Source organism: Devosia sp. YIM 151766, from assembly GCF_030285925.1.
GTDB lineage: Bacteria > Pseudomonadota > Alphaproteobacteria > Rhizobiales > Devosiaceae > Devosia.
On sequence record NZ_CP127251.1, the window covers coordinates 1,351,506 to 1,372,587 of the forward strand.

20 protein-coding genes are annotated in these 21,082 nt (G+C 60.6%); 10 read left to right on the top strand and 10 right to left on the bottom strand.

The features are described 5' to 3' along the window. Positions 1–265: 265 nt before the first annotated feature. The 7 genes from O9Z70_RS06615 (at position 266) to surE (ending at position 5,796) form a co-directional block, all read left to right on the top strand. On the top strand, positions 266–1,054 hold the full coding sequence (locus O9Z70_RS06615) for a segregation and condensation protein A (protein WP_286021677.1): 789 nt from the start codon (positions 266–268) through the stop codon (positions 1,052–1,054). Then, on the top strand, positions 1,051–1,716 hold the full coding sequence (scpB, locus tag O9Z70_RS06620) for an SMC-Scp complex subunit ScpB (protein WP_286021678.1): 666 nt from the start codon (positions 1,051–1,053) through the stop codon (positions 1,714–1,716). Before O9Z70_RS06615 ends, scpB begins: the two co-directional genes overlap by 4 nt. A 143-nt stretch (positions 1,717–1,859) precedes the next feature. Continuing rightward, the gene (locus O9Z70_RS06625; protein ID WP_286021679.1) at positions 1,860–2,072 is read left to right on the top strand and encodes a twin-arginine translocase TatA/TatE family subunit; all 213 of its coding nucleotides are present in this window, start codon (positions 1,860–1,862) and stop codon (positions 2,070–2,072) included. A gap of 65 nt (positions 2,073–2,137) precedes the next feature. Then, on the top strand, positions 2,138–2,779 hold the full coding sequence (gene tatB / locus O9Z70_RS06630) for a Sec-independent protein translocase protein TatB (RefSeq protein ID WP_286021680.1): 642 nt from the start codon (positions 2,138–2,140) through the stop codon (positions 2,777–2,779). A gap of 3 nt (positions 2,780–2,782) precedes the next feature. Then, positions 2,783–3,598 (top strand): twin-arginine translocase subunit TatC, encoded by an 816-nt coding sequence (tatC, locus tag O9Z70_RS06635; RefSeq protein ID WP_286021681.1) that lies wholly within the window; start codon positions 2,783–2,785, stop codon positions 3,596–3,598. A 94-nt stretch (positions 3,599–3,692) separates the two neighbouring features. Beyond that, a complete protein-coding gene (gene serS, locus O9Z70_RS06640; RefSeq protein WP_286021682.1) occupies positions 3,693–5,021 on the top strand; it encodes a serine--tRNA ligase in 1,329 nt (442 codons plus the stop codon). A 1-nt stretch (position 5,022) separates the two neighbouring features. Then, positions 5,023–5,796, top strand: a complete 774-nt coding sequence (surE, locus tag O9Z70_RS06645; RefSeq protein ID WP_286021683.1) for a 5'/3'-nucleotidase SurE — start codon at positions 5,023–5,025, stop codon at positions 5,794–5,796. Between the two features lie 282 nt (positions 5,797–6,078). On the opposite strand, the gene O9Z70_RS06650 is transcribed toward surE, so the two are convergent. The 6 genes from O9Z70_RS06650 to O9Z70_RS06675 all read right to left on the bottom strand — a co-directional run bounded on the left by O9Z70_RS06650 (position 6,079) and on the right by O9Z70_RS06675 (position 12,139). Further along, complete coding sequence (locus tag O9Z70_RS06650; RefSeq protein WP_286021684.1) at positions 6,079–6,780, bottom strand: response regulator transcription factor; 702 nt, start codon at positions 6,778–6,780, stop codon at positions 6,079–6,081. 205 nt (positions 6,781–6,985) lie between these two features. Continuing rightward, positions 6,986–7,660 (bottom strand): LuxR C-terminal-related transcriptional regulator, encoded by a 675-nt coding sequence (locus O9Z70_RS06655; protein ID WP_286021685.1) that lies wholly within the window; start codon positions 7,658–7,660, stop codon positions 6,986–6,988. A gap of 124 nt (positions 7,661–7,784) precedes the next feature. Beyond that, positions 7,785–8,915 (bottom strand): dTDP-glucose 4,6-dehydratase, encoded by a 1,131-nt coding sequence (gene rfbB / locus O9Z70_RS06660; RefSeq protein ID WP_286021686.1) that lies wholly within the window; start codon positions 8,913–8,915, stop codon positions 7,785–7,787. Positions 8,916–8,929: 14 nt separating this feature from the next. Then, on the bottom strand, positions 8,930–9,829 hold the full coding sequence (rfbA, locus tag O9Z70_RS06665) for a glucose-1-phosphate thymidylyltransferase RfbA (protein WP_286021687.1): 900 nt from the start codon (positions 9,827–9,829) through the stop codon (positions 8,930–8,932). 28 nt (positions 9,830–9,857) lie between these two features. Beyond that, positions 9,858–10,526 carry a CpsD/CapB family tyrosine-protein kinase gene (locus O9Z70_RS06670; protein ID WP_286021688.1) on the bottom strand — a complete coding sequence of 223 codons (669 nt, stop codon included), beginning with the start codon at positions 10,524–10,526 and terminating at the stop codon, positions 9,858–9,860. Between the two features lie 167 nt (positions 10,527–10,693). Then, the gene (locus O9Z70_RS06675; RefSeq protein WP_286021689.1) at positions 10,694–12,139 is read right to left on the bottom strand and encodes a GumC family protein; all 1,446 of its coding nucleotides are present in this window, start codon (positions 12,137–12,139) and stop codon (positions 10,694–10,696) included. 156 nt (positions 12,140–12,295) lie between these two features. Between O9Z70_RS06675 and O9Z70_RS06680 the strand changes: the two genes are divergently transcribed. Next, positions 12,296–13,597 (top strand): polysaccharide biosynthesis/export family protein, encoded by a 1,302-nt coding sequence (locus tag O9Z70_RS06680; RefSeq protein WP_286021690.1) that lies wholly within the window; start codon positions 12,296–12,298, stop codon positions 13,595–13,597. A gap of 87 nt (positions 13,598–13,684) precedes the next feature. Here O9Z70_RS06680 and O9Z70_RS06685 read toward each other — a convergent pair whose 3' ends face one another. Beyond that, positions 13,685–14,362, bottom strand: coding sequence for a sugar transferase (locus O9Z70_RS06685; RefSeq protein WP_286021691.1), 678 nt, complete (start codon positions 14,360–14,362; stop codon positions 13,685–13,687). 130 nt (positions 14,363–14,492) lie between these two features. On the opposite strand from O9Z70_RS06685, the gene O9Z70_RS06690 reads away from it, so the two are divergent. Then, positions 14,493–16,055 (top strand): O-antigen translocase, encoded by a 1,563-nt coding sequence (locus tag O9Z70_RS06690; protein WP_286021692.1) that lies wholly within the window; start codon positions 14,493–14,495, stop codon positions 16,053–16,055. Positions 16,056–16,149: 94 nt separating this feature from the next. Here O9Z70_RS06690 and O9Z70_RS06695 read toward each other — a convergent pair whose 3' ends face one another. The 3 genes from O9Z70_RS06695 to O9Z70_RS06705 form a co-directional block, all read right to left on the bottom strand. Then, positions 16,150–17,328 (bottom strand): glycosyltransferase, encoded by a 1,179-nt coding sequence (locus O9Z70_RS06695; RefSeq protein ID WP_286021693.1) that lies wholly within the window; start codon positions 17,326–17,328, stop codon positions 16,150–16,152. Between the two features lie 3 nt (positions 17,329–17,331). Continuing rightward, positions 17,332–18,363 carry a glycosyltransferase family 2 protein gene (locus tag O9Z70_RS06700; protein ID WP_286021694.1) on the bottom strand — a complete coding sequence of 344 codons (1,032 nt, stop codon included), beginning with the start codon at positions 18,361–18,363 and terminating at the stop codon, positions 17,332–17,334. A gap of 65 nt (positions 18,364–18,428) precedes the next feature. Beyond that, entirely contained in the window at positions 18,429–19,535 is a 1,107-nt protein-coding gene (locus O9Z70_RS06705) for a glycosyltransferase family 4 protein (RefSeq protein WP_286021695.1), read from the bottom strand. A gap of 163 nt (positions 19,536–19,698) precedes the next feature. Between O9Z70_RS06705 and O9Z70_RS06710 the strand changes: the two genes are divergently transcribed. Next, positions 19,699–21,081 carry an O-antigen ligase family protein gene (locus O9Z70_RS06710; protein ID WP_286021696.1) on the top strand — a complete coding sequence of 461 codons (1,383 nt, stop codon included), beginning with the start codon at positions 19,699–19,701 and terminating at the stop codon, positions 21,079–21,081. The last annotated feature ends 1 nt before the right edge of the window (position 21,082 follow it).

Below are 21,082 nucleotides of genomic sequence, written 5' to 3' on the forward strand. Positions count from 1 at the left end.
AGAGAAAGAGATTTGGCGGCTGGCGGCTCCTTCGCCCCCTCCCCCTTGAGGGGAGGGCCGGGGAGGGGGTGCTGCGGTTTCTGCACATCCGGTAGTCCCGGCCTTGGCTACGCCGTTAAGCGCAGGCCTCCCTCGGACCTCCCCATAGACCTCATCCTGAGCTTGTCGAAGGACGAGGTCGGCCAACTCCGAGCCTCCCCTTCGCTTGACGCTAGCCCCATCCCCGGCCAAGGATGCGTCATCCCGCCAGAGGCCCTATCTCCAGATGACGAGCGCCCAAACCGACTGGTTCGATACGCCGCCGCCGCCTCCGGCGGATGAAGTCCTGCATGTCGACGTCGAGGGTTATGAGGGCCCGCTTGATCTGTTGCTCGATCTGGCGCGGCGGCAGAAGGTCGATCTGGCCACCATTTCGGTCCTGGCCCTGGCCGAGCAATATCTGGCCTTCATCGACAAGGTGCGCGAGCGCCGTATCGAGGTGGCGGCCGATTATCTGGTCATGGCCGCCTGGCTCGCCTATCTCAAGAGCCGCCTCATGGTGCCGCAGGCGCCGGGCGACGAGGAACCCAGCGGCGAAATGCTCGCTGCCATGCTGCAATTCCGCCTCAAGCGCCTCGAAGCCATGCGCGCCGCGGCCAGCCGCTTGATGAACCGGCCCCGCCTGGGTTTCCAGATTTACGCGCGCGGCGCTCCCGAGCCGCTGGAAATTGCCCGCCGCGCCAATTGGGAGGCCAGCCTTTACGACCTGCTCAAGGCCTATTCGATCCAGCGCGAACGCGGCATCGTTGTCGAATATTCCCCCCTCGCCAGAACCGTCTGGTCGCTGCAGGATGCGCGCGACATTCTGCAACGGCTCATCGGCGAGAGTCACGAATGGCTGTCGCTGGATGCCTATCTCGTCGATTATCTCGCCAGCCCCGCCGAGCGGGCCACGGTGCGCGCCTCGTCCTTCGCCTCCACCCTGGAACTGGTGCGGGAGGGGCAGATCGACATGCGCCAGACCGAAACCTTCGGCCCGCTGCTCCTGCGCCGCCGCCGGAGCGACAAGCCGTGAACGACGAGGCGACGGAAGACGAAATCGGCGAGGTGCTGGGCCGTCATCTGCGCATAGTCGAGGCGCTGCTCTTCGCTTCGGCCGAGCCGCTCCGCGCTTCCGACATCGCGCCCTATCTGGGCGAAGGCGCCGATGTGGGCGGATTGCTGGCCGAACTCCAGGCCCAATATGCGGGCAGGGGGGTGAACCTTGTCCGGCGTGGCGACGGCTGGGCCTTCCGCACTGCCGAGGATCTGGGATTCCTGCTGCGGCGCGAGGAACACGAGACGCGCCCGCTCTCCCGCGCCGCCCTCGAAACCCTCTCCATCATCGCCTATCACCAGCCGGCCACGCGCGCCGAAATCGAGGAAGTGCGCGGCGTCGCCACCGGCAAGGGCACGCTCGATCTGTTGATGGAAGCCGGCTGGGTGCGCATGCGTGGCCGCCGCCGCTCGCCGGGACGCCCCGTCACCTATGGCACCACCGAAGCCTTTCTCGATCATTTCGGGCTGGAAAACCTGTCCGACCTCCCGGGCCTCGATGAACTCAAGGGCTCAGGCCTGCTTTCCGGCCGCCTGCCGCCCGACCTGCAGATTCCGCTGCCCTTCGACGGCGCGCTGCGGGAAGACGAAGATCCGCTCGATCCGTCCGATCCCGGCGACCACGAAGATGACGATGTTTGAGGGCCGATGCCCCCCGCCACCGCTTCATTTCGCCGCTGACGGCAATGATATGGAACACGTTCTTGTGTTTGTGCGCGATTAAACCTATTTCTCGGTCTATCTATAGCGCGTAACAGCGTATCCGGAGTGTTAGGGAGACTATCATGCACGCGCCGTCTATTTGGGGCATCCTCGTCGTTGCCGTCGTCGTTATCCTGCTGTTCGGCCGTGGGAAGATTTCCGGCATGATGGGTGAGGTCGCCTCGGGCATCAAAGCCTTCCAGAAGGGCATGAAGGACGACGACAAGCCGGTCGAGCGGATTCAGACCAATGCCGAAGTCGAAGCCCGCGAAGCGGAAAAAAGCAAGGACGCCTGATCCGCGTCCTGCCGTCCTGACCCGACCAATTGGGGGCAGTTTCCTGCCCCGCGGAGACTAATGCGATGATCGGCCTAGGCTGGACAGAGATGCTGGTGATCGGCGTCGTGGCGCTGATTGTCATCGGCCCCAAGGACCTGCCTGTCGTCATGGGGCGGGTCGGCAAGGTCATCGGACAGATTCAGCGCATGGGCCGCGAGTTCCAGCGCGAGATCAACAAGTCCACCGGGCTCGATGAAGTGCGCAATCTGCGCAGCACCATCACCGATCCGCTGAAAAAGACCGCCGATGAAATCCGCAAGGAATTCAACGCCATCGGCAAGGACGGCCAGCAATCCCCCACCGGCGCGCTCAAGCCTACCGATCCCAAGGTCGAAAGCGTCGCCGATGCCATCAAGCAGCAGGCCGGCATGACGCCGGCCAAGTCCGCCTCCGGAACCGGCGCCAAGCCCGGGCCCGCGACAACCGTGGCTGCGGCGCCCGCCAAGGCGGCGCCGGCGAAAAAGCCGGCCAAGCCGAAAGCCGCTGCCGCCGCCAAACCGGCAAAGACCGCAGCAAAGCCTGCCGCGTCCAAGGCGGAGGCCGCTGCCGCCAAGCCGGCCCGCAAGCCGCGCAGCAAGCCTGCCGCTGCGGCGACCCCCGCGGCCGCCGTGAAAAAGCCCCGCGCCCTGCGCCCGAAACCTGCCGAAACGGCCGAAAAGAGCTAAGCTATGGCCGAAACCAAGCAGATCGAAGACCAAAGCAAGGTCGAGCCCGAGGATGAACTGGCCGGCAGCGAAGCGCCGCTGCTGGAGCATCTCATCGAACTGCGCAAGCGCCTCATCCGCAGCGCCGTCGCCATCGCCGTGCTGATGGTCGTCTGCTTCATCTTCGCCGGGCAGATTTTCGACATCCTGCTCAATCCCTATCGCTCCATCTATCCCAATCCGGGCGATATGGAGCTGATCTATACGGCGCCGCAGGAATTCTTCTTCACCCAGCTCAACCTCGCCTTTTTCGGCGCGGTGTTCTTCGGCTTCCCCTTCCTCGCCACCCAGATCTATCGCTTCGTCGCGCCCGGTCTCTACAAGCACGAACGCAAGGCGCTGGTGCCCTATCTGATCGCCACGCCGATCTTTTTCGTGCTGGGCGCCGCCATGGTCTATTTCATCGTCCTGCCCATGGCGCTCGGCTTTTTCGCCAATATGCAGACCGAGGAAATCCGGCTGCTGGCCAAGGTGTCTGAATATCTCGGCCTCGCCATGACGCTGATTCTGGCTTTCGGCGTCTGCTTCCAGCTGCCCGTGGTGCTGACGCTCTTGGCGCAGATCGACCTGATCAATGTCGAGCAGCTCAAGAAGGGCCGCCGCTACGCCATTGTCGGCATTCTCGCCGTCGCCGCCTTCATCACCCCGCCCGATCCGATCTCGCAGATCGGTCTTGCCATCCCCATGTACGGCCTTTACGAGCTGTCCATCCTGTCGGTTCGCATGGTGCAAAAGCGGCGCGAAAAGGCTCTGGCCGCCGAAGCGTCCGCCGAATCCTGATCGCCGCGATCCGCTCGTCCCGGCCACCATGCCTCGCGCGGGCCAGGGTGGCCGATTTTTTGTAACCAGAGGCGGGCGGGAGCCCGTAACAGCGATGTTCGATATCAAGTGGATCAGAGACAATCCTGAAGCCTTCGACCAGGCCATGTCGCGGCGCAAGAACGTGTCCGTCCGCTCCGCCGATCTCATCGCCATCGACGAACGCCGCCGCCAGGTCATCCTGCGCCTCAACGAGGCCCAGGAAAAACGCAACGCCTTTTCCAAACAGATCGGCCAGGCCAAGGCCCAGAAGGACGAGGCCCGGGCCGCCGAACTGATGGAAGAGGTTTCGCGCCTCAAGCAATTCATCCCGGCCGGCGAAGCCGAGGAACGCGCCGTGGAAAAGGAATTGCGCGACGCCCTCTCGGCCATTCCCAACATGGCTTTCGACGATGTGCCGGTCGGCGACGACGAAAGCGGCAATGTCGAATATTTCGGCCCCAACGGCTCGCCCGAAACCGCCGCCAGGATTCGCCCGCCCAAGCCGGCCTTCGCCTTCGCGCCCAAGGAACATTTCGAAATCGGCGTCGCCGAGAAGAACATGGATTTCGAAATCGCCGCCAAGCTCTCGGGCAGCCGCTTCGTCGTCCTCAAGGGCGAGGTCGCCCGCCTCGAGCGCGCCCTCGGCCAGTTCATGCTCGACCTGCACACCAATGAATTCGGCTATACCGAAGTGGTGCCGCCGGTGCTGGTGCGCGACGAGGCCATGTACGGCACCGGCCAATTGCCCAAATTCGATGGCGACTTCTTCTTCACCGAACATGGCGAGAGCCGCCTGGCCCTCATCCCCACGGCCGAAGTCCCGCTCACCAATCTCGTCCGCGAATCGATCCTCGCCGAGGAAGAACTGCCGCTGCGCTTCACCGCGCTGACGCCCTGCTTCCGCTCCGAGGCCGGTTCGGCCGGGCGCGATACCCGCGGCATGCTGCGCCAGCATCAGTTCAACAAGGTCGAACTGGTGTCCATCACCACGCCCGAGCAAGCGGTCAATGAGCATGAGCGCATGCTCGCCGCCGCCGAAACCGTGCTGCAAAAGCTGGGCCTGCATTACCGGGTCATGACCCTGTGCACCGGCGACATGGGCTTCGGCGCCCGCAAGACCTATGATCTGGAAGTCTGGCTGCCCGGCCAGGATACCTATCGCGAGATTTCCTCGGTCTCCGTCTGCGGCGATTTCCAGGCCCGCCGCATGGAGGCGCGCTATCGTCCCGCCGGCGAAAAGCAGGCGCCGCGCTATGTCCATACCCTCAATGGCTCCGGCACCGCTGTCGGCCGCTGCCTGATCGCCGTGCTGGAAAACTACCAGCAGGAAGACGGTTCGGTGCTCGTTCCCGATGTTCTGCAATCTTACATGAATGGCCTGACCGCCATTGGCGGTCGCTGACATGGCCTTGCGCATCCTGCTCACCAATGACGATGGCGTGGATGCGCCGGGTCTGGCGGTCATGGCCGAAATCGCCCGGGCGCTGTCCGACGATGTGTGGATAATCGCTCCCGATGGCAACCAGTCCGGGGCCGGACACCGCTTCAGCTTCGGTCGCGAGCTCTCCTATATCGAGCATGGTCCCCGCCGTTTCGCCGTCAAGGGCGGCTCGCCCGCCGATTGCGTCGTCGCCGGCATGACCCATTTGCTTGGCGACAAGCCCGCCGATCTGGTGCTCTCCGGCGTCAATGCCGGCCAGAATCTCGGGGACATCGTCAATTGCTCCGGCACGGCGGCCGGGGCGCGGGAAGGGGCCTTGCAAGGCGCCATCGGCATCGCCATGAGCCAGTCCATGGATTATGAAATCACCCATAATCCCGATTGGGCCAATGCCGCCCGCTTCGGCGCCGAGGTCGTGGATGCCATTCTCGCCGCCCATGGCAATGACGATGTCTTTTACAACGTCAATTTCCCCTTTTGCGGCCCCACCGAAGTCACCGGCCTGTCCGCCGTCGCCCATCAGCGCTTTTCCCGCTCGCCCATCCGCTATTATCCCAGCGACAACGAGGGCGAATTCTTCATGGCCATCCCGGAAACGCCGCTGCCGCTCGATCCGGAGGCCGATTTCGAAACCCTCTGCCGCGGCAACGCCATCACCGTCACCCCCTTCGGCCTGCAACAAACCCATCGCGGCGCCCTGCAACGCCTGGGCCAGATCGCCCTCAAGCAGCGATAGTCGGTGCCGCGCCCTCGCGGTTCGACAAGCTCACCATGAGAGCTCAGGGGCTTCTGTCGAAGGCCGAGGTCGCCCCCTTCCGATATTGGGCGGTTCCCTTCAAAAATTGTTGGCTGAAGAGTTCATCTTGCGGGTGCGGGCTTCTACTGAAAACTTGTTCGTCGTCTTGCTCGTCATGCTCCATCCTGCTCAGGAGTTGGAGTCTCCGGCAAACACGGTGCGGTTCACCAGGGCGAGATTGAGGCGGATCAAACCACGCGCTGAAAGTGCGTGATCGGAAGATTAGTGCGCCGAGGCCTGCACCGTGGGAGGGGAGGGCCACTCGTCCGAAGGGGAGGCGATAGCGGTCCGATGAATGCCCTTACGTGCGGCCAAAAGGGCTGCTTCGGTGCGGTTCCGGGCGCCGAGCTTGCGCAAAATTTCGCGGACATGCACCTTCACGGTCGACTCCTGCAGGGAAAGGTCGCGAGCGATTAGTTTGTTTGAACAACCCACACGCAAACGCTGGAGGACCTGTGACTGTCTCGGCGTCAGGGCGCTGCTTTCGGCACAGTCGGGATAGGCCTCTTGTTGCGGTTCCCACGCCTGCAGCAGAGCGTTTCGCGGAAAATAGGTCCCACCATTAATTACCAAGGCGAATGCCTGCAATGCAACCTGCGGATCGATACTGGTGGCAATGAATGCACTTAGGCCCATGCGCGCCGCCGCCACCGCTTCTTCGGGCTCGGTTCGGTCGGACAGAACGATACAGGGAACATCGGGGAGCTCGGTGCAGATCGCGCCAACCCAATCGTGTACCTGCTTCGATTTCAGCGACATGCCCCCAATGCTGAAGAGCACGAAGATTGACCGAACACCCTCTGGCAGGCCCGATTCAAGCTCGTCAGGACCCCGCGAGACGACCAAAGCATTGAGGGCTATGGCCCATGGCTTCAACAGGGCAGCAATGCCGGCACGACGCATCTCGAAGGCGTCAATTAACACTATACAAAATTCGGGCCGAGCCCGCATGATGTTGGCCTCCCACGGAGTGCAGGTTCCAAAGTATTTGGGGCCTTCCTGATTGCAAGGGTTAATACTTAGTAAATAGGAACATATTTAGATCGCCATGCCAATATCAGATTTGGATTATACCTATTGGCTGATGTGATGGGGAGGGGTGTAAGCCAGGTATAAGGCGCGGGCTAGACTATCGGCGCTTGGAAAGTGAAGCAGCGATGGCCGCGACGGCGATACGGTCATGGACATTCAAGGTCCTGAACAGCGCATGGACGTGAGTTTTTACGGTGCCTTCAGAAAGCTCCAGTTTCAGGGCTATGCCTTTATTGCTCTCTCCTTCAGCGATCAGCATCATGACTTCGTACTGACGGGCCGTCAGCTGATCGACGGTAAAAGGCGAGACAGGAGCTGCTGCCGGAGCATTAACTGCCTGATCGAAAAGTTTCTCTTCGATCAGGTCAGAGACCGTGGGGGGTACATAAATCTGTCCCGACGTAATGTTTGAGAGTGCCCGTATGGTTTCAAAGATCGTCAGGGAGCGCGGAATATAACCATGGGCGCCAACGGAAAGGGCATGTAATATGTCCTCTCGATGATGGGATCTCCCGCTGACGGCGATGCGCAGTTCAGGATGGGACACCCGCAAGTCGGCGATGCTGGAGAAGCCATCCATGTCAGGCAGCTTCAGATCAAAAACTGCCAGAGATATAGCGGCACTGTTCATCAGGTGACGCAGTGCTTCGGCGAAATGCGTGGTGGTTACAACTTTGGCAAAGCCGACGCGATGTTCAAGCAGGTTGGCAAGAGAATGGCTGAACAGTTCCTGACAATCCGCTACCAGAGCCGTGGATTTTGACTGTCTCATAGTCTCCTCTGCAATGCCTGTCCGCGTTGCGCTTCTGCTTATTGTGGCCACATCGAAAGTAGCGACACTTCTCAGTAACGCGGCCAGCTAGAGCGACTATATCAAGTTCTAGTTACTAATGCGATTAAACTCGATTCCCGACCAAAATCGGCGCTGTCGCTACATGGGAAGCACCATTGGGTAAGGCGTCAGATTGGGCTCGCTCCAAACCGAGGCGTGCGCCCTGGTAACGCTTCTCCCGAATGGGACGCCACCACCAGCTGTTTTGAAGGTACCAATCGATCGTCCTTTCAAGCCCAGTTTTAAGAGTATAGGTGGGTGCCCAGCCGAGTTCTATTTTTATTTTGCTGATGTCCAGACCGTAGCGGCGATCGTGGCCCGGCCGATCTGTTACGAAGGTGATGAGGTTCTGGTATGAAAAGCCTGCGCCGCCAAGCCTCCGCTGGTCCAGGACGTCGCAGATGGTCTCCACCAGCGTCAGGTTGGAGCATTCCGCCTCTCCCCCAATGTTATAGCTCTCACCGGGCCGGCCAGATTTTGCTACCAGGGCAAGCGCCCGGACATGGTCCTCCACATGCAGCCAGTCCCGCACGTTCTTGCCGGTGCCATAGACCGGAATGTTGATGCCTTGCAGGGCATTGAGAATAGTGATGGGAATGAGTTTTTCAGGAAACTGGAAGGCGCCGTGGTTGTTGGTGCAATTGGTCAAGACGACTGGAAGCCCATAGGTGCGGTGCCAGGCGCGGACCAGATGGTCGGCAGCGGCCTTGGAAGCGGCATAGGGCGAAGAAGGCGCGTAGGGTGACTGCTCGGTGAAGCATGGATCGTCGGGCCCCAGATCACCGAAAACCTCGTCGGTGGATACGTGGTGGAAGCGAAAGGCCTGTTGACCCGGAGGCGGGAGGGAACGCCAGTGGGCAAGTGCTGCTTCGAGCAGCACAAGCGTCCCCATGACGTTCGTGTCTATGGCCAGCGCCGGCGTATCGATGGAACGGTCGACATGGCTCTCGGCGGCAAGATGGATAATGGTGTCGATGTTTTCGTCGGCCAACAGGCTGCTGACGAGGCTCCGGTTTCGGATGTCGCCCCGGACGAAACGGAAATTCGACTTGCCCTTAAGCGAGCGGAGGCTGCCCATCGATCCGGCATAGGTCAGCTTGTCGAGAACGACGACGCGGTTTTCTGCATTCCCGGCAAGGAGCCGGCACAGCGCCGACCCGATGAAGCCTGCGCCTCCGGTTATCAGATAGTTCATGCTGGCTCCCCTCACTAGTGCAGCCGGAGCGCGCCGGTGGCGGTAATTTCCGCAACCCGGCGGCGCAGGTAGGAGGCGTAGTCGGTGTTCCCTAGCTGGTCCGCTTGTGACAGCAGCACATCGGGCGTTACCCAGCCCATCTCTAGACCAATTTCTTCAGGGCAGGCGATCTGCACGCCCTGTCGGCGTTCAACCGTGCGGACGAAGGATGCGGCATCGTGCAGGCTCTCGGTCGTGCCGGTATCCAGCCAGGCATAGCCGCGACCGAGCTGGTAAACCCTGAGGGTGCCATTCCGCAGATAGGCGTTGTTGACGTCGGTGATTTCGAGTTCGCCACGGGCGGAGGGCCGGATATCGGCGGCAATGTCGACCACGTCATTGTCGTAGAAATAGAGGCCCGTCACAGCCCACTCGGACTGGGGCACCTTGGGCTTCTCCTCGATGGAAATTGCCTTGCCGTTGCAGGGGTCGAAGGTGACGACCCCGTAGCGCTCCGGATCCTCGACGCGATAGGCAAACACCGCCGCGCCTTGCATCTGAGCCGCCGCGGCCTGGGTTAGCTCCGCCAAGCCTTCGCCGAAGAAGATATTGTCGCCCAGGACCATGGCGACACTGTCATTGCCAATGAAAGACCGGCCAATGATGAAGGCCTGAGCCAGCCCCTCGGGTTCGGACTGCTCGGCATAGGAGAACGACACCCCAAATTGTTCGCCGCTGCCCAACAGGGACTGGAAGGCTGGCAGGTCGCGGGGGGTGGAGATCACCAAGATTTCCTGAATGCCGGCCCGCATCAACACGCTCAGCGGATAGTAGAGCATGGGCTTGTCGTAGATGGGCAGTATCTGCTTGGAGACGGCGAGGGTGAGTGGATAGAGCCGTGTGCCGTTGCCTCCCGCCAGGATGATGCCTTTCATTTGCCCGTCTTTCTCTGGTGCGTGCGCATCAATAGCCAAACCGTTCCGGCAGGAAGCGGCATTTGTTGAGCACGATTCCGGCGAGCTTGCCGGGCCGTGAAAGCTCGCGCTCGCAGATATCGAGTTCGCGCATAGTGGTTTCGCCCGCGGCTGCCACCAGCAGCATGGCATCCAATCCCGGAAGCACCGCAAGCGCGTCGTCGCTGGCTAGCATGGGCGACAGGTCATAAAGGATGAGGTCGAGACCGAGTTTTTCTCGCATGCGGGAAATCGCGGCGCCCGGGACGCATTCCATCAGGAGCTCGGCGGCTTGCGGAACGGGAACGGCGTTTGTCGCGACAACGAGATTGTTGCGATGGCGGATGATGCTCTGGGGCATGGAGCGATAGCCACGCAAAAACCCCTCGATGTCGTGGGACTGCTCGCAGTGAAGTACCCGCGCTATCTTGGGCCGCCGCAGGTCGAGATCCAGCAGGCCCACCCTGAAATCAGCCTGCCAAGCAAAGCTGAAAGCTAGATTGAGCGCTAGCGTGGTCTTGCCCGATCCTCCGCGAGGCGAGGTAATCCCGAGGGTTCTCCAGCCATTTTGCCGGATCATGCCCATCAGCTTGGTTCGCAGGACGTCGATATCAAGGTGAGTGTCGTGCGTACGCGTGGCCGCGACGATCCGATGCCTGGCAAGCCGCCAGGTGTTCATCTTGAACTCGGGCAGCTCGTCCCAACGCTCCCAGAGCATATGAGCCGATGGCGAGAGGATAGGGGCGGGCGCCCTAGGCCCGTCACGGCGCTCGGCATTTGCTGCGGGCGCCACAGACTCTGCGGATTGTGTTGCCGGCTGGTCGGGCCTCGCTGAAGCATGGCGATTCATGAGCGTACAGATCCCATCCCGTGGAGCGGCAAGCTGGGTAACTTGAAGCGAATAGGTGGCCGGACGGGAATATTTGGAATGCTGGCGAGCACTTCGATCTCCAGGGCCCTTTCCACGTCCGCCGCACGCTGTACCCTGCGATTGAGCAGCTCGAGCAGGAAGGCGGCGCCAAGAGCAGCGGCCAGCGCGGCTGCGGCAACGCCTATTGCGAGCGGGAGGCGCTTGGGGCCGGAGGGTTTTTCCGGCGGACGGGCCGCCTCCATCAGAATCAGCCTTTCGCCCTTGAGCCCGCTCTCGATCTGCTCGCCGGTCGAGGCATAGGCCAGGCGGGCGGCGGCGGCCGCATAAAGGGTCCGGACGTCGTCGTATTCGCGCTCCAGCGCACTGAGTGCTGCTTCATTGGCCGGTGTCGCCGCGATTGAATTGGCGAGTTCGGCATCGTTGCGCTGCAGGCTTTCGCGCTCCAGCGCTATCGCATCAAGCCGCGTGTCCATGTCGGCCAGTTGCATGTCCCGCGCCGGAATATCCTCGATGCCGGGGGCGACAATCGACAATGACCCAAGCTTTGCTTCAGCCGTGGCAATCTGTGACTTCAATGAACGGATCGCCAGGCTGTCTTCGGCGAACAGCATGCGCTGGCTGACGAGCGCCTGCTTGAGCTCTTCTAGCTGCCGCTGCTCGGGTGGCAAGTCCGCTCCGACTGCGGGTGGGTCGGTGCCGCTATAGAACTGAATGTAGTTCGCGCGCCGGGTCTGCAGCGAACTCTGTTCCCTTTCCAGCACCAGGAGGCGGTCGCGCAGGTTTATCTGCAACAGCCGCCGAAACTCAAGCGTGTCGGGCAGGGCCTCCAAATGCTCGGTCTTGTAGGCCTGCACCCGGCCCTCGATTGCTGTGAGGTCCTCGCCGAGTTTTGCAACCTCGCCTTCGAAGAAGGAAACGGCGACGGCAGCGCGCGAGGCGCGCTCATTCAGGTCGCGCTGGAGAATGGCCTGGATAAGGTCATTGGTGACCTTAGCGGCCAGCTCCGGCTCTTCGGCGGTAAAGGATACCGAGAAACCCAGCGCGTTCGCATTGCCGCCGAAAAACACGGGACTAAAGGCAATTCGGTCGCGCAGATCGGCGACAAGGCTGTCCGAGGACAGAACCTCGGCGTCTTGATAGAGATTGTGCTGCTTGGCCAGGGCAAGCAGCGCGTCATAGGTCAGCAACTCCTGCTGCATCACCTGCAGACGAGCCAGCGCGCCGATGGACTCTGTGGTTGGAGCGAGTGTGGCCAGTATTTCCGGGGACTTCACCAATATGGTCCCGGTGGCCTCGTAAGAAGAGGGCAGCGACAAGACATAGGCGAGCCCGGCGGCACCGGTCACGGCGCCAATGGCGGTCATGAGCGGAAGCCGCCTGACAAACAGGTAGGAATAGAAGCGCAGGTCATCATGCGTCATGTATGTGCCCTCGATCGAGGCCGTTCGGATGAAAGACGCCTCAACCATGCTGATAAAAGCCTGCCGGGTTGCAGGCGAACATAGCCAGCATGGGCTAGTTCTGCGACTGAGGGGCTTGTGATCTAGTTCCGGTGCGGCTGGAGCCTAGTTGCAATTATGTTCATTGATCGATCTACAAATTTCACCGCAGCGGCATGGCGCCGCTCCCGTCGGTATCGAGGTGCGCTGCTGGCGGTCGTATCATTCACCTCGCTATGCCACTTGACTGGTGCGGGAGCGGCGGAGTTGTGGCCACAGACCAAGGTCCGGCTGACGGTGATCCAATGGGTTCCCCTGAAGGGGGGCTATGAACGGTGGGACGCCTTCAGCGGCGACTTCATGATTTCCGACGATGATACGATGCCAGTGCCAGTCATCGGGCAGATATCCACTCGTGACAAGAATAGCGAGCAGATGGCGCTCGAAGTGGCTACGGCCCTCAAGGAGCAACTCGGGCTGGTCACCGCCCCCGAGACTTCCATCGAAATCGTCTCCTATCCACCCGTGTATGTCGTCGGAGATGTCACCTCCCCTGGCTCGTTCGAGTTCCGACAAGGGATGACCGTATTGCAGGCCCTCGCTCTCGGAGGCGGTGAGCGACAAAAACAAACCGCCGGCATGACGGCCGAACGGCTGCGGCTGGCCTCCCAGTTGCGCTCCGCCGACGATGGATTGTTGCTTAGCCGGGTCCGTATCGCTCGACTCATGGCTGAGGCCGGCGGCGCCCAGGAGATCACTTTCCCCAAGGAGGTAACCGGATATCCCGATGCCGGGATGGCCCAGGCCGCCATGAAGGACGAGGAGAGCATTTTTTTTGCGCGTCAACGGGAAGTGGTGCGCCAGACGGAGGCTCTGGATGACCTCATCGTCCTCCTCAACAAGGAAATCGAGACTCTCAGAATTCGCCTGAGCGACGTCGAGCAGTTCTTGACCAAAGCTTCGGAAGAACTGAGCGGCGTCCAGTCGCTGGTCGAAAAAGGCCTTGTAACAGCCTCTCGGCGCTCCGATCTGGAGCGCCAAATTGCAGATATGCGGTTTGATCAACTGACCCAGACTACGGCAATCCTGCGCGCCCAGCAGGCACTCAGCCAGGCGCAGCGTGAGGCGGCACAGCTGGAGGATTCGAGTCAAACACAGGCCGCTCTCGCCATCCAGGACGAGCAAGCCAAGATAGACCAGATGCTGTTGCAGCAATGGACCTCGCAGCGCCTGTTGCTCGACCTCGATTCTGATCCGGTGACCACGCCGGGCCAGCCATCCGGGTTGCACTATTCCATCGTCCGGCAGATGGGGGGGGCTACGGAAATTATAGCGGATGAGACAACCATGCTGCTCCCGGGTGACGTTCTTAAAGTGTCGAAAACAGCCGCCGTGGTGCCCGAAACGACACCGGATGACCTGGCTCAGCTTCCGCCCTGACGGGGATTTTATGAGCCGGTGATCGCGCCGGTGGACCGAGCGCAACCAACGAATGTGGCACCATAACTCGTCGTGCCGAGCGAGGATCTAACACCCGGTGCCGACGAACAGGGGGCGCAGCGTGCGAAGCATGATCAAGGCATCCGTACGCAAGGAGACCTGCTCGGCATAGATACGATCAAGGCGCGCTCGGTCAGCAAAGGCCGATAAGTGGCGGTCCGTTACCTGCCAGAGCCCGGTAATGCCCGGCCGAAGGTCGCCATATAATGTTCCCGGATATAGGCTCTGTTGGTTGACCATTATCGGTCTGGGACCCACAAGGCTCATGTCGCCGATCAGGACGTTCCACAATTGGGGCAGCTCGTCGATCGAGTGCTTGCGGAGGAGCCGGCCAATCCTGGTCACGCGCGGATCGCAGCGCAGTTTTTGCGTGCGATCCCATTCCGCCTTCGCCTTCGGGTCACGCTCCAGATGCCGCACCAGGGCTTCTTCGGCCTGAGGGACCATGGTCCGTAATTTCCAGAACCGAAAAATTTTTCCATCGCGCCCCAGCCTCTCCTGATAGTAGAGCGCTGTGCCGCCATCGAGGCGGATCAGAAAAGCGATAACAAGCAATAAGGGCAGCACCAAAAGCGCCAGGAGCAAGGCTCCCAGAATATCATATGCGCGCTTGATGACCAGATAGCCGGTTGACGGCGCCAGCGGCAGGATAGTCTGCCGCGATGCATGCCCCGCCAGCGTAGTGAACTCTTCGTGCGACGACATTTTTCGTGATCCCCAACAACGCCGGCCTTCTGCCGACCGAAGCTGGGGCGATCTTCGCCAACTGACGGTGCAAATGATGCCGCCCATTGGAGCTATCGGCGCATCGATCATTCTCGAATAGCGTGGAGGGGTGGCCGGTATTGCCAACTCCCAGCTCAAGGAAATGCAGATGTCGGATGGGCGGGCTGTCACAGAACACAGAACCTCCAGCTACCGGGACATCCTGCATTCCACCGCCCTGATCGGTGCGTCCTCGGTCGTCGCGATGTTCTTTGCGCTGATTAGGATGAAGACCATTGCGCTGCTGCTTGGGCCCACGGGTGTGGGCACCGTGGCGCTGCTGTCATCGGTTGTCGATGTCGTCGTCGCCCTCGCAGGATTGGGCGTAAGCCAGTCCGGTATCCGTCAGATCGCGAAGGCAGAAGGTAGCGGCGACAAAATACGGATGGCAGCGACAGTCCGAACCGTTCAACGGACATCAATTGTGCTCGGACTGGTCGGCGCTCTTGCGCTTGCCGCGCTCTCAATACCCATCGCAGTCCTCACGTTTGGCGGGGCGGACTATGCCCTTGGTCTTGCCGTGCTCGGGCTGGTTGTGCTTTTCCGTATCCTGACCGGCAGCGAAGCCGCTTTGCTGCAGGGCACGAGGCGAATTCTTGATCTTGCCAAGCTGAACATCATCACGTCGATCGCGGCTGTCTCGATCGCGGTGCCGATATTGCTCGTTTGGCGCGAGGCAGCCATCGTGCCGATGCTGGTGTTGACTGCTCTGGCGGGGTGGGTCACGGCGCGCTGGTATAGCCGCCGCGCCGACATCGTCGGGTCATTGGCCGGGAGTGTGCCGGGAGAACTGGGCGAACTACTCAGGCTCGGCGTGGCCTTCACGGTCAGCGGCTTTCTCACCATGGGGGCCGCCTATGCCGTCCGGATGCTGGTGGTGCAGGAGGCTGGGATTGAAGCCGCCGGATTTTATCAGGCCGCATGGGCTATTGCAGGCCTCTATGTCGGGGTTGTCCTGCAGTCGATGGGCACAGACTTCTATCCGCGCCTCACTGCCGTTGTTGGTGACGATGCCGCGGTCACAAGGCTAGTCGGTGAACAAACGCAAGTCAGCCTCTTGCTGGCCGGACCGGGCGTGATCGCCACCATCACCTTTTCGCACCTGCTGGTCACTGTCTTCTACGCCCCTGGGTTCAGCCCTGCCGCCAGCCTGCTGCGCTGGTTGTCGCTAGGGATGATGCTACGGGTCATCACCTGGCCGATGGGCTATATCATCGTTGCCAAGGGCTGGCAGAAGATGTTCATCGCCACCGAAGTCGTTGCGACGGTGATCCATGTTGGACTTGCTGCCGCTCTCATGCCCTTGTTTGGCGTCGATGGGGCCGGGGCGGCGTTCCTCTGCCTCTATGTCTGTCATGGCATGCTGGTGTATGTCATCGTCAGGCGAAACTGTGGTTTTGTCCTCCCGGTCCAGAACCTCGGCTTGATGGCGCTGTTTGGATTCTGCTGCGCGGTTGCCTTTGCCGGATTTGCTTACCTGCCCTTCTGGTGGGCCACCCTTCTAGGCCTCGCCATGACATGCGTCACGGGCCTTTTCTCGCTCTTCGCGCTCTTACGCCTCGTGCCTGCGGGCGCGTTGCCCAAGCCAATCCGATCGCTCCTCAGCTCGGTGGGTGCCAATCCGGCGGCCTGAATTCGCCATTCAAGCGGTTGTCGGTAACGGGGGTGGGATCGACAAAACATAAGGTGTTGGAGCCACTATACGAGCTTGTAGTGACTGGCCGATATCAGACCACGGCGCCAGCGCGCCGGCGCATGTCGTTGATGAGGCACTTTCCATAGGACGCTGCCGACCGTGCCAATGACGACAGATTTGACCCAGTTTTGGCGTTGCATACAGCCTGTTCCAAGATCGCAGCGGTCGTGGCGGCAGCGTGGTCGAGGCTGAATCGCCGCTCGGCCAGTTCACGGCCGAACTCACCCAGCGCAAGAAGCTCTGACCGGTCCGAAAGGAGCCGTCTCAAAATAGCGCGCAAATCCCCAGGGCCGTTGCCCCCGTCACCATACCAACCCTGCCATAGAAATAAATCGACGGAATCGGGATCTAGGAGTCGCCAGAAGCCGTTTGACCCTTGCACGACCAGGGGCTTGGCGAAAACCATGCCTCGAAGAGCTGAGCTCCCCATACCCAACACGATATCGCTTGCTTCGTAGGCTTCCCGCGGATCTGACATCGGTCCAGCAACCACGATTATGGGATGTCCGAAGCGACTATTCACTTCTTCTGCCCGGCGCGTGACCTCCTCAATGCCCTCACCACCGCCCACCACAAGAAAGCGAAGCGGCGCGTCCTGGGCGAGGTCGCCGATCACCTCCATCGCCTCAAGAACGCCCTCGAGCTTTTGAAGGTCGCTGGTCATACGGCAGATCACCGCCACAACTATTTCGTCTGGCTGAAACGACCACACGCTTCGGGCGCGGGCAATGTCACCGCTGCGGTTCATCTCGACATCGACCGGTGGCTCCATCACTTCTATGCGGGGACGCCCCTTGCTCCGCATCATCGCGCCGAGTTCAGCCGTCCCAACGATCAGCGGCAGGTGCTTGGGAATGAAGTTGGGTACGCTCATGGAAAGAACGGTGACGACGAGGGGAACTCCGCTCAGGAAATGCGGCACATAGCTTGCTTCCAGAGCGGGGCGCCATTCATAGGCGTGGATGACGTCTATCTCTAGACGCCGGACAAGACCTGCGAGTTGGAAGCCTGTTCGCAACGAAACCTCGTCACTGTCCGATACCGTTTGATAGTAAGGCAGGCCCAACTGCGTCACCATCTCAACGAGCGGCCCGTCGGGGGCGACGACCGTTACCGTATGTCCCCGATCCCTTATACGGGCGGCCAGTTCGAGCGCGTTGATCTGGCTTCCACCAATAACCATCTGATGCGGATAGACGAGAATATTCATGTCCTAGAATATCCCCTCTCGATGCCACCGCCGCCACTTCGAGGCGTTCTCGAAGCGCCGGACTATGCGATCTATCATCACGGCCGGATGGCGCGGTGCCCGTTCGGGTCCTACGATAATCCGCCGTTGCAGCATTTTCCATTCCGGCAGGTTAGTTGGGCACCCGACGCGCCGCGCTACATCAAGATAGCGCTCGACGGCGGGCGAACTGCCAAGGCCATGGTCGTAGCAATGGATAGCCGCATGCAGTGCGCTGCGAGCGATAGCCTCCATGGCGCTTTCTCGTAGCCGGGCAATTTCTGGATTCTTCCCGGCAATGCCCGCAAAGAGAGTCTCAAAGGCCAGATGTCGCTCTACAAGGTCGCGATAATTGTCCACCTTGCGGGCGGAGAGGCTTGCAGGATGCTCTCGATGCCAGGCCTGATCAGCGCCGTGGATGTAGGCGACATCGGCGAACGCGGCGAGCCTCAGCCACATCTCCATGTCATGAGTATGCTCCAGCGGCTGCTGACCGCCGACCCGCTCAACGACCGACATGCGCATCATGACTTCGGGGGAGGTTATGACGTTGAATCCCGACCGGCATCGATCCGCCAGCCAGTCAATACCGCGCCAAACTGTCCACGCGGCGACCTTGTCGCGAAAGCGGGGGGGCATTGGTCCGGAAAAATGCAGCGGATGGCCATAGATCAGACCGACACTGGGAAATCTTCGAGCCACAGCGACGGCGCGTTGCAACGAGCCGGGCGTCAAAAGGTCGTCGGCGTCGAGCCGAACGAGGAACTCGCCCTGCACGTACTCAAGACCATGGTTAAACGTAACCACGGGACCGGCATTTTGTTCGTGCCGGATCAGACGAACCCGGCTATCGCGACGCATGTAGCTGGTCGCTACATCCGCACTTTCGTCGCTTGAGGCATCATCCACGATGATGATATCCACGCTGACGCCTTCCTGCGACAGCACGCTGTCCACGGCTGCCGGCAAGTAGCGGGCATAGTTATGACAGGGAATGACGACGCTGATCCTTGCCATTGGGACCGAAGCGGCCACTGGCTGCGGAGCGCGCACCCGGATTGTGCGGTCGAGCACCGGCCCCATCACAAGGCTGCCTCGATAAATCTCGGCTCTCTTTTTTGAAGGAAAGCACTGTAGGTGCGGATCACGTCCCCAGCTTCTCTCTCCATTCCATAATGTGCTTTGATGAAAGCGGCGGCCTGGCGGCCCCGCGATCGTATCGAAGAGCCTCCACCTTCGTCGGACTTGATCGCTGTCTCGACCTGTCGGGCAAAGCCGAGAACATCGCCCGCTTCCACTGGCGCACTGAAACCTGCACCGAAGAATTCACGGCCGCCATGGCCGTGATAGCCAATGACATAGTTGCCGCACGCCATGGCTTCAGCTGCCGGAAGCCCGAAACCCTCCTGGTAGGTAAAGGCCAGGAAGACGCGGCTTGTTCGCAAATGCGATGCAACCTCTTCATGCTTGAGGCCATCCAGCGCGACAATGGTCCAATCGGTCAATGCGCCGCGGTTGCGCAGCAGTTCCAGGACCTGCTTGACATCGTCGCCTCCCCTGCGGGGCATGTAGGCGATTTTTTGGCCTCTCGGGGTCGGATCGTCGTAAAAGAGCGTTTCGTCTATGCCGAGATGAATGCGCTGGACGTCAAGGGCGGGAAAAGCAAAGGACAGCATATCCGCGCTATGCTGCGAGACGGTCACAATTCCGGCAAGGCATGGGTTTTCAGCTATGTGTCGCGACACATAGGCTGAATCTCGCAGCCAGGTAAGATGAGCGTTTTGGTTGAAGATGACATGTCGGGTTCCAGGAGAAAGCCTCTTGAAAAGGTCTCCCTCCGTCTCTGGCAATACAAGCAGGTCGTCCCTTTTAAGACGACATTGTCCGACATTGAGAACGCGTGTGCTGTTGTCGAACCAATCGCACCTGAAGCCGGGCCTTTGGTGCACGACCGCCGCCGGTATACCAAAAGCGTTGAGAATATCGACGTGACGATAGATGACCCGTATGCCGCCCGCGGGGGCACCATAATCGGGTGTTAGGAAGTAGACGGCAGGTTCGTTGCTCTTCGCCTCACCGTGTTGGGGCACCGAAAGCTGGCGGCGCTGATAGCGGTTCACACCTGCCTTCAGCTCCATGAGAGCCCCCCGTGCCATCGATCGGGCATTGTTGAGTTTGATTTCCAACATGGTGGCTCGATCAACCAGGAAAGGTGGAAGAGTAGCATGACCCAGGATGCGGTCCTTTGATCAAAGGAGCTATCCCGGGCGTGCGCTCCAGCGAGCTATGGTCCGCTAGGGCCGCACTCTAAATCCTGGCCCTGAGACATGTTGAGACCGAGATTGGGCCTGGATGAACATGAAATCGTCGAGAGCGGTCGGGAATTGGGAAATGTTGGAGGCTCGGTCGCGGCCAGGAAGTGAAAAGGCGGCAGGGGAGAGCAACCGGTGGCCTGCGTGGCCGATTGTCCTTCTCGTCGTCGCACTGGTGGTGCCCTGGCAAGTAACGGTCGGCCCGATCGATCTCTCGATGCATCGGATTGCGTTGATTGTCCTGGCCGTTCCCTGCCTCGCTTCCTGGGGTTCCGGCAAGGCGGGACCCATCCGGGTTCCCGACCTTCTTCTCATCTTCTATTGCATGTGGTGTTCAATCGCCCTGATCGCCGTACACGGAGCGAATGCGGTGGGGTCAGGTGGGGTTCTCTTCGCCGAGACGTTCATATCCTATCTCGTCGGTCGCTGCTATGTGCGCTCGGCAGCGGATTTCCGGGCGTCGGTAAGGGTATTGTTCCTGGTCGTGAGCGCGATGCTGCCCTTCGCCATCGTGGAGACGGTGACCGGCAATAAGGCAATGCTTGACCTCTTCGCGACTGTCTTGCCCACCGTTGCTCCGACGGTCACTGAACTGCGCTTAGGTTTCATGCGGGTCCAGGGCCCGTTCGATCACCCAATATTGTTTGGTGTCTTCTGCGGTGGAATTGTGGCAATCACGCACGGTGTTCTCGGCCGGGACACATCCTTTGCCAGGCGCTGGGTGATGACGTTGATCGTGGTCGCTACGGGCATGATGTCATGGTCGTCCGGTCCTCTGCTGTCTATCGGTCTGCAGATAGCACTGCTGGCATGGAGCTTTATTTTTAGGAATATTGCGGCGCGCTGGCGCATTCTCTGGGCCATCGCATTTTTCGCCTACCTCGTACTGGAAGTCGCCTCGAACCAGCCGGTCCCTCAGCTTCTGACGCGGTTCGCCTTCGATCCTTGGACTGCCTATTATCGGCTCCTGATCTGGAACTACGGCTGGGATTCGATATCCCTGCATCCACTGTTTGGGACCGGTTTTGGCGAATGGGTGCGACCCGCCTGGATGCCGCCCAGCATCGACATGTTCTGGATCGTGCCGGCGATACGGCACGGATTGCCGGCCTTCATCTCATTGCTGACGGCCGTGGTCTGGTTGCTAGTTTCTATTGGTCTTAGCAGCACAGATGACAGGAAGACGGCCGACTACAAGACGGCTTATCTCATCTCCATCACCTCATTCATTGTGGCCGGATTCAGCGTGCACTTCTGGAATTCGACCTACGTGCTTTTTTTGTTTCTCTTGGGCAGCGGCATGTGGATGCTCGATGCCGAGACCGCCACACGCACGGGGAATGAGACCAGACAGCGCCGGCGTCATCTGGAGCTATCGCGCAGCCCGGGGCCGCGGCCGACGATTCAGCAAAAAAGGGTGTGAA

Coding starts and splice junctions, on each gene's coding strand:
- O9Z70_RS06615 (WP_286021677.1), top strand. CDS start 266: ATGACGAGCGCCCAAACCGACTGGTTCGATACGCCGCCGCCGCCTCCG.
- O9Z70_RS06625 (WP_286021679.1), top strand. CDS start 1,860: ATGCACGCGCCGTCTATTTGGGGCATCCTCGTCGTTGCCGTCGTCGTT.
- tatB (WP_286021680.1), top strand. CDS start 2,138: ATGATCGGCCTAGGCTGGACAGAGATGCTGGTGATCGGCGTCGTGGCG.
- tatC (WP_286021681.1), top strand. CDS start 2,783: ATGGCCGAAACCAAGCAGATCGAAGACCAAAGCAAGGTCGAGCCCGAG.
- serS (WP_286021682.1), top strand. CDS start 3,693: ATGTTCGATATCAAGTGGATCAGAGACAATCCTGAAGCCTTCGACCAG.
- surE (WP_286021683.1), top strand. CDS start 5,023: ATGGCCTTGCGCATCCTGCTCACCAATGACGATGGCGTGGATGCGCCG.
- O9Z70_RS06655 (WP_286021685.1), bottom strand. CDS start 7,660: ATGAGACAGTCAAAATCCACGGCTCTGGTAGCGGATTGTCAGGAACTG.
- rfbB (WP_286021686.1), bottom strand. CDS start 8,915: ATGAACTATCTGATAACCGGAGGCGCAGGCTTCATCGGGTCGGCGCTG.
- rfbA (WP_286021687.1), bottom strand. CDS start 9,829: ATGAAAGGCATCATCCTGGCGGGAGGCAACGGCACACGGCTCTATCCA.
- O9Z70_RS06670 (WP_286021688.1), bottom strand. CDS start 10,526: ATGAACACCTGGCGGCTTGCCAGGCATCGGATCGTCGCGGCCACGCGT.
- O9Z70_RS06675 (WP_286021689.1), bottom strand. CDS start 12,139: ATGACGCATGATGACCTGCGCTTCTATTCCTACCTGTTTGTCAGGCGG.
- O9Z70_RS06680 (WP_286021690.1), top strand. CDS start 12,296: ATGTTCATTGATCGATCTACAAATTTCACCGCAGCGGCATGGCGCCGC.
- O9Z70_RS06685 (WP_286021691.1), bottom strand. CDS start 14,362: ATGTCGTCGCACGAAGAGTTCACTACGCTGGCGGGGCATGCATCGCGG.
- O9Z70_RS06695 (WP_286021693.1), bottom strand. CDS start 17,328: ATGAATATTCTCGTCTATCCGCATCAGATGGTTATTGGTGGAAGCCAG.
- O9Z70_RS06700 (WP_286021694.1), bottom strand. CDS start 18,363: ATGGCAAGGATCAGCGTCGTCATTCCCTGTCATAACTATGCCCGCTAC.
- O9Z70_RS06705 (WP_286021695.1), bottom strand. CDS start 19,535: ATGTTGGAAATCAAACTCAACAATGCCCGATCGATGGCACGGGGGGCT.
- O9Z70_RS06710 (WP_286021696.1), top strand. CDS start 19,699: ATGAACATGAAATCGTCGAGAGCGGTCGGGAATTGGGAAATGTTGGAG.